Genomic DNA, 12,137 nt, shown 5'->3' on the forward strand with positions numbered 1-12,137 from the left:
GTAACGGTTCACCCAGACCAGTTGACAGGTAAAAAATGAGACGATCGTCCGGTGATCCACTATTGCCTCTTGCGTGATCCTGTCAGCTTGGCACCATCAGGGGCATGAGCACATCCATGACCCCACCGGCCGCTTCGCCGCTGACCCTTGAGCAGGCTAATGAACTTATTCAGAAGCTGATGGCGCGCATCGCCGAGCTAGAAGACCGACTCAACCAGCACAGCGGCAATTCCTCCAAGCCTCCTTCCAGTGATGGGCCAGGCTCACCACCACCTGCTCGGCCGCGCCTTGCCTCAGGTAAAAAACGCGGCGCCCAACCGGGCCACAAAGGCGCTCGGCGTGAGCGTCATCCAGCGGATGAACGGCTGACGGTAATACCCCATTACCCTGCCAGACAGTGCGCCTGCTGTGGGGGCAATGTGGTATTTCATGACAAACCCTACCGCGTCCATCAGGTCTTTGACCTGCCCGAGGTCAGCTACAGGGTGACCGAACATCAGCTCTTTAGCGGCACCTGTTGTCATTGCATCGAGACCAGCCCGGCTCCGTTGCCCGAGACGGTGAGCAGCAGCCAGATGGGGACCAACCTGCTGAGCTACATCGCCCTGCAAAGTGGTCTGTTTCACCAGAGCATTAGCCAGATACAACAACAGCTTAAACAGCACTTCGGCCTGAGCTTCAGTCGCGGCGCCATCAGCGAGGCGCAAGGGCGAGTCAGTGCCATGTTGACCCCGACGCACCAGGCCATCAAACAACAAGTGCAATCAGCCTCCTGTATCCATGCCGATGAAACACGGCATCAGCGTGGTGGTGAGCGGCGCTGGATGTGGCTGGCACTGAGCAAGGTGGCCGTCTGTTTCATGACGGCGTTTGGCCGGGGTCAGGATGCGGCCAAACGGCTGCTGGGCTCAGAATTGGATGGCGTGTTGGTGACAGACCAGTACGCAGGATACCGTTTCATCGACAGCAGCCAGCGTCAGCTGTGCTGGGCCCATGTACTGCGCAATGTGGCAGCGATTGCCGACAGCGGCGAAAAGGTCAATCAGCCCATTGGGGCCCGACTGGTGCTTCTCGCAAATAGCGTATTCAGGGTTCGACATGGCTATGAACAAGGCGTGTTGAGCCAGAAACAATATCAGCGAAGGCTTGAGCGATGTCGGCAAAGCTGGCGAAAAGAGCTGGGGCGAGGCAGTTTGCTGTGCAGCAAGCGCTACCGAGGTCGCTGTCGGCTACTGCTCAAGGATGATGAAATGCTGTGGCGTTTTCTGGAAAACGACGAGATAGCCTTGACCAATAATGAGGCGGAACGGGCGCTACGCGGGTATGTGCTGTGGCGCAAGGGGAGCTATGGCGTTTGGTCACATCGGGGAGAGCTGTTTCGGCAGCGCATCTTGTCTTTGATAGAGACAGCCAAGCGGTTAGGTCGCTGTCCGCAGGAATGGCTGAGGGCCGTGGTCGGTGCCTGCATAGAGAAAACAGACTACCCGCTCCCGGAAGAGTTGTTGTCAACATCCTCCCGGTGAACGGTTACCTGGACATGGCGATCAACGATCGCTGGTTCGTCAACGCCTCCGCCTGGCTGATCGACATCGACACCGATGTGCACACCGCCGTGGGCACCATCAACACCTCCATCGATCCGGTCGCCTTCATGTTCGGTGTCGGCTACCGCTTCTGATGACAGGGTTGGCCGCCACAAGGCCATGACAACCAAGCATGTCTCTTTGGCCCGGCTCTGTTCGGGCCCTTTTCTGCCCGGTGTCGCCGGATAACTGTGATCCGGCGCGCCATCGCATCACTAAGTGCTCTTCCATTGTCCCGCGCTGCCGATAAGCTCCCCATTCACCCCTTTTCCCAACGAGTGAGGATGTCTCCATGGGTTTATCTATCGTGCAGCGGATCATCGCCGGATTTGTGCTGATGTTGCTGCTTCTGGTGCTGCTCGGCTTCATCAGTATCCTGAAGATCCGGGGGATCAACGAGGGACTGTCCCAGGTATCGGATCGCGCCACCCCCCTGGTGATCGCGGTCGCCGGGCTAAAGGGCGCGCTGCAGGACAGCAACCGCTGGGTGCTCACCTACAGGACCAGCGAGGATGCCACCCAGTTGCCCCAACTGGCCAGCCAGTTCAAGGCGCAGCAGGAGCGCTTCCTGGCCCAGAGCAAGGAGATGGCCCGTTTCGACGGCGTGGCCGAGGCCGGTGAGCGGTTCCGCCAGGTCGACGGGGCAACCCGTGAGTTCTACGGGCTGGCGGATCAGGTGCTGACCCAGCATGGCCAGTGGGTCGCCGCCCTCGATCGGCGCCATGAGCTGGAGCTGGCGTTCATCCGGCTGGAGGACACCTATCAGTGGGCCGCCGACTTGTTGTTGCAGCAGACCGCCAGCAAGCGATCCATGCGCAACAAGGCCGAGCTCATCACCTCCGGCATCGCCCGGGATCTGAAGAACATCCGTCGTGCCGATGCCAAGACCGACCTCAACGAGCTGGAGAAGGTTCTCGGCAAGGATATCGAGATGGCGCGCAAGCGGCTCGAGCGGGTACAGGTGCCCGACGATGTGAGACAGCGCTTCGTCGTCAACCTGGACCGGATGCAGGAGCTGGCGCTCGGCCCGCAGGGGCTGCTGGCCACCATGCGTCACGGCCAGCAACTCGCCGCCTCGTTGCAGTCCCTGAACCAGCAGCTCGACACCAGCCTGGTCAACAGCCTGGCGCTGCTGGACGAGATGGGCAAATCGGCGGGCAGCATCGCCAGCCAGAGCCGGATCGGGGCCGATGACGCGGTCAGCAGTGCCAGCGTCTGGATCCTGATCGTGGCCGCCGTCTCGGCTGCCGCCGCCCTCCTCATCGGCTATACCACGGCGCGCAGCATCCAGCGCCCGCTGCAGCTCATCGATCGGGAGCTTGACCGCATGGCCACGGGCGACATGACCCGGCGCATCGACTATCAGAGCCGCTGCGAGTTCGGCAGCCTGACCCGCTCCATCAACACCCTGGCGGACAAGACGGGGGAGCTGCTCGCCCAGATCAATGCCGGCTCCCGCCACCTGGTGGACGAGGCGAGCCGCGCCGCCGAGATCAGTGAAAGGGCCATGTCCCGGGTGCAGGATCAGAAGAGCCAGACCGATCAGGTCGCCGCCGCCATCACCGAGCTGGAGGTGAGTGCCACCGAGGTGGCGCGCTCCACCGACGGCACCAAGCGCGAGGTGGATCTGGCGGACGAGGAGGCCCGTGCCGGACGCAAGCAGGTGGCCAGCACGCGCCGGATCACCGAGCAGTTGGCGGGCGCCATGGAAGAGGCGGTCGGCATCACCCACAAGCTGGGGGAATTCAGCGACAACATCGGCAGCATCCTGGACGTGATCCGCAGCATCGCCGAGCAGACCAACCTGCTGGCACTGAATGCGGCCATCGAGGCGGCCCGGGCCGGTGACGCCGGCCGCGGCTTTGCCGTGGTGGCGGACGAGGTGCGGGCGCTGGCCAACCGGACCCAGACCTCGACCGAGGAGATCCAGTCCATGATCGAGAACCTGCAGAGCTCCAGCAAGCACGTGGTGGAGGTGATGGCGCGCAGTCAGGAGCAGACCCAGGGGTGCGTGGCACAGACCCGGGTCATGGACGAGGTGCTGCAATCCATCGCCGAGCGGATGAGCTCCATCAAGTCGATGGCGGACCAGGTGGCCCACGCGGCCCAGGAGCAGATCTCGGTCAGCCAGGGAGTGGCCCGCCATATCGCCGGGATCGCGGACGTGGCTTACGAGACCGAGCGCGAGGCGCGGGAATCGGCAAGCAGCAGTGAGGTGCTGGCGGATCTGGTCGCCAAGCAGCAGCAATTGATCGCTCATTTCAAGGTGTAGGAGGACTTATGGCTAACAAGTGGATCGGGGCCCTGAGTCTCCTGTTGTGCGGCCAGCTGATGGCTGGCGAGCTGGTGATCGAAAGCTGGCGTATTGATGACAAGGCCCTGTGGGAACAGAAGATCATCCCCGCCTTCGAGGCCGCTCACCCGGGCATCCAGGTGAAGTTCAACGGAGTGCAGAACGTCGATTACATGCCGACCCTCTGGGCCAGCCTGAAGGCGGGCAAGGCGGGGGATCTCATCACCTGCCGCCCGTTCGACGATTCCCTGGCCCTGTTCAAGGCAGGCCACCTGGTGGAGTTGAGCGAGATGGCAGGGATGGAGAACTTCCCGAGCTTCGCCCAGTCCCCTTGGCAGACCGACAGCGGGGCCCAGACCTTCTGCGTGCCCATGGCCTCGGTCATTCACGGCTTTTTCTACAACAAGGCGATTTTCAGCGAGCTGGGGCTGACGGTGCCGCAGACCCGAGACCAGTTCTTCGCGGCGCTCGACAAGGTGAAGGCGGATGGCCGCTATGTGCCGCTCGCCATGAGCGGCTCGGAGAGCTGGGTCGCCTCCGAGCTGGGCTTCCAGAACATAGGCCCCAACTACTGGAAGGGGGAGGATGGCCGCCTGGCGCTGATCGGGGGCCAGGAGAGATTCAACAACCCGCAGTATGTCAAGGTGTTCGAGGAGCTGGCCCGCTGGCGCGACTACCTGGGTAAAGGGGGCGAGAGCCGGGACTATGCCACCACCAACGAGCTGTTCACCTCGGGCAAGGCCGCCTTCTATGCCGCAGGCTCCTGGGAGATAGCCCCCTTCACTGGCAAGGTGGACTTCGGTGTCATGCGCCCGCCAGTCGCCAAGCAGGGGGATGGCTGCTTCTTCACCGACCACACCGATATCGGCATGGGGATGAACCCGGCCAGCAAGAACAAGGAGGCGGCCATGACCTTCCTGCAGTGGCTGACCACCTCCCAGTTTGCCGAGCTCTATACCAACTCGCTGCCGGGCTTCTTCTCCCTCTCCAACCACTTCTTCGAGGCCACGAACCCGGCGGCAAAGGAGATGATGGAGTGGCGGGATCAGTGCGACTCCACCATCCGGGTCGCCACCCAGATCCTCTCCCGTGGCACTCCCAAGCTCGGGGACGAGCTGGCCGAGGCGAGCCAGCAGGTGTTGCTCGGCACTGCGACGCCCCAGGCCGCCGCCGAGCGGCTTGAGCAGGGCCTGAAGAGTTGGTACGCCCCCCATCAGGGTCAGCAGGCCAAGGCGGTGGATTGCCAATGCACGGCGCCGGCGGCCTCTGCCGCTTCCGCCACGGCAGAGGTGAGCGCCACCCCTGCACCATCTGCGGCCATCTCGACGGAGGTGATCGCGTCCTCTGCGCCCGTGCCAGCCCCCGCTGTGATCGCCCCCTCATCGGCCGCTTCGACCGACGTCGAACAGGCGCTTGCCAGCGAGCTGGAGACGGCGCAGCCCTGATGGGCGACCCCATGAGACAACGGGAGGCATCTGCCTCCCGTTTTTATTGCGGTGAAGGTTCGTCGGGCGTGGTGTGCCATCGGCAGAGGCTGCCGATGCGCGCCACCGGCGTGAAGCCGAGGGCGCGATAGACCCGCTGGGCGTGATAGTGCTCGTCGGCCACTATGATGAGTCGCGCGGCCCGCTCGAACCCCTGGTGAGCCACCTGGCTCAGCAGTTGGCGGCAGAATCCCTGGTTGCGCCACTCCCTGTGGGTGCGCACCAGCTGGAAGCGCCCCATGGTACCGGTGAAGAAGAGGCCGCAGCTGGCGATCAGGCGATCCTGATGCCAGATCCCCCACCACTGCCCCAGCCCGTCGGCGATCATCGCCTCATAGAGGTGGCGGCGCGACCGCAGATAGGGCAGGTAGCTCTCCTCCGAATGGGCGGGATCCCGCTCCTCCAGCTCGAAGGCGAGCCACTCGTCCCAGTCGTCGGCGCTGAAAGGGCGGGCCCGAGCCGCGCTGCCCCGGTCCGGCGCACGCCAGCGATCGGCCTCCAGGGCCAGCACCACACACTCCATGTACTGGTATCCCGCCGCCACGAAGCCGGCGACCCGGCTGTTTTGTCCCTCGGCCAGGGGCCACTGGAAGGTGCGATGGCGGATCCTGGGATCCTGGCCTATCAGGGTGTCGAAACTGGCCTCGAGCCAGCCCTTGTCACGATCGCTTGGGGGAGTGGGGAGCAACAGGTAGTTGCCGAAGTAGTAGTCCGGAGAGCCCGGGGTGCACACGGCCCAGAATCGCTCATGGTCCGTCACCTCGCCCTGATAGCGGTCGAACAGCAGATCGGTGGCAAAACCGGGGTGATCTTCCATGACGAGGCTCCTGTAAATGCTTGAATTGATTATCGGCAGGAGGGGAAAGAAGTTAAAAAAAGGCCGGGAGACCCGGCCAAACAATCACACGCAGATTCAGAACGTCCAGGACGATCCGCCCGCATCATAGCGTGCCTGACGGCATTTTGGGATGGGGCCGGTCATTACTTAGGTGGAATTGCAAAAGAAAAAAATCGTTTATCCCCTCTGCCAGCGAGAATTCGGTGTTGACTTTGATCCGTTTTCTCATAAAGATAGAAAGACGTTTAGACGTCCAAACATCCGTTTTGACGTAGAGGAATGGGTTGCAGGACAGGGAGAGAGCAGATGGGATTTCACAGCGCGCGTCAGGTTGAAGCACTCAACCAGAGTCTGGCGGATCTGGGTGGCGACATATCGGTCAGTTTCGAGTTTTTTCCGCCCAACAGCGAAGGGATGGAGAATACCCTCTGGCAGTCCATCGAGCGACTTCAGGTGCTGGAACCCAAGTTTGTCTCCGTGACCTATGGCGCCAATTCGGGCACCCGGGATCGCACTCACAAGGTGATCAAGGACATCAAGGAGCGCACCGGCCTCATCGCCGCACCGCACCTGACCTGCATCGATGCCAGCCGTGACGAGTTGCGCACCATAGCGCGCGACTACTGGAACAGCGGCATTCGCCACATAGTGGCACTGCGCGGGGATCTGCCCCCCGGACTCGACAAGCCGGACATGTATGCCACCGACCTGGTCGCCCTGCTCAAGTCCGAGGCCGACTTCGACATCTCGGTGGCCGCCTATCCGGAAGGGCACCCCGAGGCCAGAAGCGCGCAGTCCGATCTGCTCAACCTCAAGCGCAAGATAGATGCCGGCGCCAACCGTGCCATCACCCAGTTCTTCTTCGATGTGGAGACCTACCTGCGTTTTCGTGATCGCTGTGCGGCCATCGGCATCGATGCCGAGATAGTGCCCGGCATACTGCCGGTCTCCAACTACCAGACCCTGGCCAAGTTTGCCGGCTTCACCAACGTGAAGATCCCGCGCTGGATGCATCAGCGTTTCGAGGGGCTGGAGCACGACCAGCTGACGCGCAACATGGTGGGGGCCAGCATCGCCATCGATCAGGTGCGGGTGCTGAGCCAGGAAGGGGTGAAGGACTTCCACTTCTATACCCTGAACCGCTCCGAGCTGACCTACGCCATCTGCCACACCCTGGGGGTGAGGCCGAAAGCTCAGGCCTGATCCCGCGACCCCGGATACAGGAAAGCCAATGAGTCTCCTCATTGGCTTTTTGTCTTGGATGAGGGTCAGGGTCGGGTCGGCTGGATCTCTTTGGGCTCCAGCGTGATGACCGCATTGCCGGCCGCGCCGGGATACTGGTGATAGCTCTGGTCCTGCTCCAGGGTATAGAAGGTATCGAGATAGTCGTCGTTGTTGGTCATCCAGGAGTCGGGCAGCGCCTTGACGATACGGCCGCCGAGGTCGAGGAAGGGCAGGGCCTCCGGTACGCCACCCGCGGTGAAGCCGAGCTTGAGTGCTTCGATCAGCAGGGCGCTCAGCTCCTTGTAGTTGACGTTGTCGTCCTGCTCCATCATGACGACGTCGACGGCACCCCAGCGGTAGCGATCCCAGTACACCAGGATCTGGTTCGGGCTGTAGTCGGTGTTGTCATCATCGAGATAGGGCATGTCGACGATGTCCACCACGGGCTCATCCCGGCTGGGATTGACCCCGGCCACCACGGCGTAGACCTCGGCTGCTCCCAGCAGCCAGGGCTCCTGATCATCGTTGAGCCTGATCTGCTTGAGGATACTGGTCTTGAGTGGTGCCGTCCCGCTGGTGGCGCGAGGAGCAGCCTGCAAGTCGACCTCGGCCAGCGCCTTGCGCATCACCTTCAGACCGGCATTCTTGGCTTTGATAGGGTCTGCTTCCACCACCAGCACCGGCCGCGCCGGTGGCTGGTTCACATCGAGATAGACGGGATTGCCGGCGCCGTCGAACGCCTCGATGGCGCTCCAGCTCTTCTCATCGCCGCTCGGCACATAGGCAACCAGGGGTTCTGCTCCCTGCTTGAGCGCATTCGCCTGCTCGGGATTGGCCAGCCGCAACTGCATGAGTTGTGTGGCCTCACCCTCGAGCCCTTGCCGATGGATGGCGGCCTGGTTGGCATCCGTGGCCTGTCGCTTGAGGCGCGGGCTCGCCTTTTTCAGCAGCTTGGGTAGCGGACTCTGGTACGCCTGTTGGGCGAGCTGGGGTAGCAACTGCTTCTGCTGCAGTGCGAGCTGACGGGCCAGCTCCCTGTCCGTGTCGGCGGCTTGGGCAAGGGTGGTGCCCAGCAGCGCCAGCAATAAGATGACAGCCTGATTCCTCATTCTTCTTCTCCAGTATTGAGTCTGACAGCGACGCCTGTCGGGAAGGATCTGCGCCGCTTTCTCACTAGACGGGAATGGGGTTCATATGTGAACCATCTCTGCCGAATTATGTGCTGTGTCTCACTGGGGTCTCCCCAGATGGTCAGATCAGGCGCGCAGCCGGTTGACTTGATGCAGCGCCACGCCGACCAGCAGTCCCCAGCAGGCCGAGCCGACCCCGAGCAGGCTGATCCCCGAGGCGGTGATGATGAAGGTCAGCAAGGCGGCTTCTCGCTCTCCACCCTGCTGCAAGGCGCCGTGCAGGCTGCTGCCTATGGTTCCGAGCAGCGCCAGTCCGGCCACGCAGGTCACCAGCGCGGTGGGAAATGCGCTGAACAGGGCGACCACGGTCGCCCCGAAACAGCCGGTGATCAGGTAGAAGGCGCCCGCCCAGAGTGCGGCCGGCCAACGGCGAGCCGCATCGGGATCCACCTCCTTGCCCATGCAGATGGCCGCCGTGATGGCCGCCAGGTTGAAGGCATAACCACCGAACGGGGCCAACAGCAAGCCGGTCAGGCCGGTCCAGGTGATCAGGGAGGAGGTGGCCGGCAGATAGCCATGGGCGCGCAGAATGGCAATGCCTGGCATGTTCTGGGACGTCATGGTGACGAGAAACAGTGGCAGGGCGATGCCCAGCAAGGCCTGGAAGGTGAAGGAGGGCGAGATCCACACCGGACGGGAGAGTTGCCAGTGCACCTCGCTCAGTTGCAGATCGCCCCTCAGGGTACAGAGCAACATGCCGGCAGCCAGCACCAGTACCATGGTGTAGCGGGGCCAGAGGTGGCGACCGAGCAGGAAGATCAGCAACAGGGTGCCAAGCAGCAGGGGATCCTGGGGGGCCACCTTGAAGAGGTCCAGTCCGAATCTGAGCAGGACGCCGGCCAGCATGGCGGCCGCCAGGGGAGCCGGAATGTGGCGCATCAGCCGATCGAACCAGCCGCTGATGCCGCAGAGGGTGATCAGCAGCGAGGAGAGAATGAAGGCGCCGATGGCTTCGGCCAGGCTGAAATTGCCAAGGCTGGTGATGAGCAGGGCAGCACCCGGAGTGGACCAGGCGGTCAGCACCGGGATGCGATAGTAGAGGGAGAGGCAGATGCAGCTTACTCCCATGCCGATCCCGAGCGTCCATAGCCAGGAAGAGACTTGGGCGGCGTCTGCACCGGCAGCCGTGGCGGCCTGGATGATCAAGACGACCGAACTCGTGTAACCCACCAGAACGGCGATGAGGCCTGCGACCATGTGAGGGAGGGCAAAGGGCATGGGAACTTCCTTGTGGATGCTGCTTGTCTGTGCGTTATTGCGTACAATATGGTTTTGACTATAGCGGTGTGCGTTATGGCGCACAATATGGTTCAGACAAAATCGGAGAGCAGATGCAGGAGATGAGTCGCTATCTGGCCCAGCGATTGAAAGGGCTGCGTGCCGAGAGGGGGTGGAGCCTGGATGCGGCTGCCCGGGAAACCGGGGTGAGTAAGGCCATGCTGGGACAGATCGAGCGAGGGGAGTCCAGCCCGACGGTGGCGACCCTGTGGAAGATTGCCACCGGCTTTCGGGTTTCCTTCTCCAGCTTCATCGAGCCGACCCCGGATGCCCTGGATGAGACGCTCTATCGGGTTGCCGACGACATTCGCCAGCAGCCGGCGGGTGAGGGCATGCAGGTGGCGCCCCTCTTCCCCTATGAGGGACGTTTTGGTTTCGAGCTGTTCGAATTGACCCTGTTGCCCGGCTATCAGCGGGAATCAGAACCCCATGAGCACGGGGTTACCGAGCACGTGATCGTCATCAGCGGAACTATGGAGGTGCTGGTCGACGGGGAGTGGCGCTCCCTCGAGCAGGGGGAGGCCGTGCGCTTTGCCGCCGATCGCCCCCATGGTTATCGCAATCTGGGAATCGCCCCCGCCATCTTCCATAACCTGATCCACTACCCAGCCCCTTCCCCCAGGGACTAGCCTGGGCGGCCGTCTGCTCTGGGACTGGTCAGGATGGGAGCATAGACCCAGACGAACAGGCCGTAGGCGGCAATCCAGCTCCAGCCGCTGAGGTTCCATCCCGTTAGGGTCAGGTTTGGCCAGCAGAGGGGTAGCAATACCCGCATGAGTGCAGACAGGATGACCAGCGCAAATGCCACCGTGATCCTGTGCCCGACCTGTAGGGCCCTGCCGCTGTGACCGAGGGATACCCGGGCTATCATCCCGAGGATCATGGTACCCATGCTGCCTGCGCTAAGCAGGTGGCTGGTCAACGACAGGGTGATCGGCCAGCCGGCGGAGTGCGCGGCCAGAGCGGCCAACCCCAGAGGAATGAAGAGGTAGGCCAGGTGCAGCGACCACAGCAGGGGGTGTGCCACAGTGGTGGCGGGACGCCAGCGCAGCTGTCTATGGAGGTGTGCAGCGGCCGCCACTATATATAGAGGGAACATATAGAGGCTGGTGACCCACTGGGTGGGGAGCAGCAGCCAGAGCAGCAGGATGAGCCACAGGGCAGCGAGTGCGGTTCGCTCCAGCCACGGCAGAGGAACGGCTTTCTCCATCCCCGTGGCTCTGGCGGTGAAGAAGGGGATGACACGTCCTCCCATCACCGCAATCAGGGTCGAGAACAGCAGCACCGCCGTGATCAGCAGGTGTTCTATCAAGGGCCAGTCGGCGCGCCACAACCAGCTGGCGGCGTTGAGCAGGGTCAGGACGACAAGCAGAGGCACAAAGAAGAGGTTGCGCCACTGCCGGGTTGCTACGATAGGCTTGGCCAGAAACCAGGCGCAAAGGGGGAGCCAGAGCAGGTCTGCCGCCATCAAGAAGATGTTTCCCTCCCCCAGCCAGGGCAACAATACCCTCGGCTGTGCCCACAAGGCCACGATCAGCGCCAAGGACCAGCTCCGCACCCCGGGATGTGCCGTCCAGTTTTGTACAGCGGTCAGAAGAAACCCCGCGACGATGGCAGCACCAAAGCCGAACAGCATCTCGTGGGCGTGCCACCAGATGGGGTTGCCAATTCCGGGCAGAGTGAACCAGCCGTTGAGCTGCCCGAGCCAACCCAGCATGGCCAGGCACGAAAACAGTGCTCCGAGCAGGAAGAAAGGCCGAAACCCGAGACGGAACAGGGGGACAATCTGCTCTTCTTTACGGCTATCCAGGATCTGGTGCATGACGACGACCTTAATTGAGTATTTGAAAAGCCAATTATAAAGTGGCTTTTCAAATACTCAATTTAAATCCGGTGCATGACAGTATCGATAGGGTTGTGGGTGAAAAAAGCCCGGCTTGCTGCATAACTGAGCAAACGAACCGGCGTGGTGAAAAAGCCCTTGTCATCGCGGCGCGGCTCCCTATAATGCGCCCCTACCAGCACGGCGGACCACGCCAACCTGATGAGCCAGCTTCCTCGTGAAGTCAGCGCCGAAAGAAAAGCGAAAACAACCGCTTGACTTTCGAAGTGAGGAGCGTAAGATGCGCCACCTCAACGCGATAAGCGTGATGCTCTTTAACAATTTGAATCAAGCAATCTGTGTGGGCACTCACAGCATCGAGCATCAAAAACAATTTTTGATATCAATGTCTGATGAAGTGACCA

9 protein-coding genes and 1 pseudogene are annotated in these 12,137 nt (G+C 62.1%); 6 read left to right on the plus strand and 4 right to left on the minus strand.

Annotated elements, in window-relative coordinates:
- Positions 1–104 precede the first annotated feature (104 nt).
- The 4 genes and pseudogenes from AB5Y72_RS16135 (at position 105) to AB5Y72_RS16150 (ending at position 5,321) form a co-directional block, all read left to right on the plus strand.
- Positions 105–1,523, plus strand: coding sequence for an IS66-like element ISUnCu16 family transposase (locus AB5Y72_RS16135; protein ID WP_201972752.1), 1,419 nt, complete (start codon positions 105–107; stop codon positions 1,521–1,523).
- An 8-nt stretch (positions 1,524–1,531) separates the two neighbouring features.
- Positions 1,532–1,678, plus strand: a pseudogene (locus AB5Y72_RS16140) (OmpW family outer membrane protein); the annotation flags it as partial.
- Positions 1,679–1,875: 197 nt separating this feature from the next.
- Positions 1,876–3,855 carry a methyl-accepting chemotaxis protein gene (locus AB5Y72_RS16145; protein WP_216991533.1) on the plus strand — a complete coding sequence of 660 codons (1,980 nt, stop codon included), beginning with the start codon at positions 1,876–1,878 and terminating at the stop codon, positions 3,853–3,855.
- 8 nt (positions 3,856–3,863) lie between these two features.
- The gene (locus AB5Y72_RS16150) at positions 3,864–5,321 is read left to right on the plus strand and encodes an ABC transporter substrate-binding protein (RefSeq protein ID WP_216991534.1); all 1,458 of its coding nucleotides are present in this window, start codon (positions 3,864–3,866) and stop codon (positions 5,319–5,321) included.
- 43 nt (positions 5,322–5,364) lie between these two features.
- Here AB5Y72_RS16150 and AB5Y72_RS16155 read toward each other — a convergent pair whose 3' ends face one another.
- Entirely contained in the window at positions 5,365–6,177 is an 813-nt protein-coding gene (locus AB5Y72_RS16155) for a GNAT family N-acetyltransferase (protein ID WP_216991535.1), read from the minus strand.
- Between the two features lie 327 nt (positions 6,178–6,504).
- Between AB5Y72_RS16155 and metF the strand changes: the two genes are divergently transcribed.
- Positions 6,505–7,401 carry a methylenetetrahydrofolate reductase gene (gene metF, locus AB5Y72_RS16160; protein ID WP_042078684.1) on the plus strand — a complete coding sequence of 299 codons (897 nt, stop codon included), beginning with the start codon at positions 6,505–6,507 and terminating at the stop codon, positions 7,399–7,401.
- Positions 7,402–7,466: 65 nt separating this feature from the next.
- Here metF and AB5Y72_RS16165 read toward each other — a convergent pair whose 3' ends face one another.
- Together AB5Y72_RS16165 and AB5Y72_RS16170 are read right to left on the minus strand one after the other, a co-directional pair.
- Positions 7,467–8,531: a DUF3103 family protein gene (locus AB5Y72_RS16165; protein ID WP_368199225.1), complete on the minus strand. Its 1,065-nt coding sequence runs from the start codon at positions 8,529–8,531 to the stop codon at positions 7,467–7,469.
- A 147-nt stretch (positions 8,532–8,678) separates the two neighbouring features.
- Complete coding sequence (locus AB5Y72_RS16170) at positions 8,679–9,830, minus strand: benzoate/H(+) symporter BenE family transporter (RefSeq protein ID WP_368199227.1); 1,152 nt, start codon at positions 9,828–9,830, stop codon at positions 8,679–8,681.
- A 113-nt stretch (positions 9,831–9,943) separates the two neighbouring features.
- On the opposite strand from AB5Y72_RS16170, the gene AB5Y72_RS16175 reads away from it, so the two are divergent.
- Positions 9,944–10,519: an XRE family transcriptional regulator gene (locus AB5Y72_RS16175; protein WP_325783712.1), complete on the plus strand. Its 576-nt coding sequence runs from the start codon at positions 9,944–9,946 to the stop codon at positions 10,517–10,519.
- On the opposite strand, the gene AB5Y72_RS16180 is transcribed toward AB5Y72_RS16175, so the two are convergent.
- Positions 10,516–11,712, minus strand: a complete 1,197-nt coding sequence (locus AB5Y72_RS16180) for an NnrS family protein (RefSeq protein ID WP_325783713.1) — start codon at positions 11,710–11,712, stop codon at positions 10,516–10,518. The two genes, AB5Y72_RS16175 and AB5Y72_RS16180, sit on opposite strands and share 4 nt — an antisense overlap.
- Positions 11,713–12,137: the final 425 nt, after the last annotated feature.

The sequence above is a fragment of the Aeromonas sp. R7-4 genome (assembly GCF_040908055.1).
In the GTDB taxonomy this organism is placed as follows: Bacteria; Pseudomonadota; Gammaproteobacteria; order Enterobacterales; family Aeromonadaceae; genus Aeromonas; species Aeromonas sanarellii.

Bases quoted from the DNA above. Each gene is read 5' to 3' on its own strand.
- AB5Y72_RS16135 (WP_201972752.1), top strand. From the start codon at position 105: ATGAGCACATCCATGACCCCACCGGCCGCTTCGCCGCTGACCCTTGAG.
- AB5Y72_RS16150 (WP_216991534.1), top strand. From the start codon at position 3,864: ATGGCTAACAAGTGGATCGGGGCCCTGAGTCTCCTGTTGTGCGGCCAG.
- AB5Y72_RS16170 (WP_368199227.1), bottom strand. From the start codon at position 9,830: ATGCCCTTTGCCCTCCCTCACATGGTCGCAGGCCTCATCGCCGTTCTG.
- AB5Y72_RS16165 (WP_368199225.1), bottom strand. From the start codon at position 8,531: ATGAGGAATCAGGCTGTCATCTTATTGCTGGCGCTGCTGGGCACCACC.
- AB5Y72_RS16180 (WP_325783713.1), bottom strand. From the start codon at position 11,712: ATGCACCAGATCCTGGATAGCCGTAAAGAAGAGCAGATTGTCCCCCTG.
- metF (WP_042078684.1), top strand. From the start codon at position 6,505: ATGGGATTTCACAGCGCGCGTCAGGTTGAAGCACTCAACCAGAGTCTG.
- AB5Y72_RS16155 (WP_216991535.1), bottom strand. From the start codon at position 6,177: ATGGAAGATCACCCCGGTTTTGCCACCGATCTGCTGTTCGACCGCTAT.
- AB5Y72_RS16175 (WP_325783712.1), top strand. From the start codon at position 9,944: ATGCAGGAGATGAGTCGCTATCTGGCCCAGCGATTGAAAGGGCTGCGT.
- AB5Y72_RS16145 (WP_216991533.1), top strand. From the start codon at position 1,876: ATGGGTTTATCTATCGTGCAGCGGATCATCGCCGGATTTGTGCTGATG.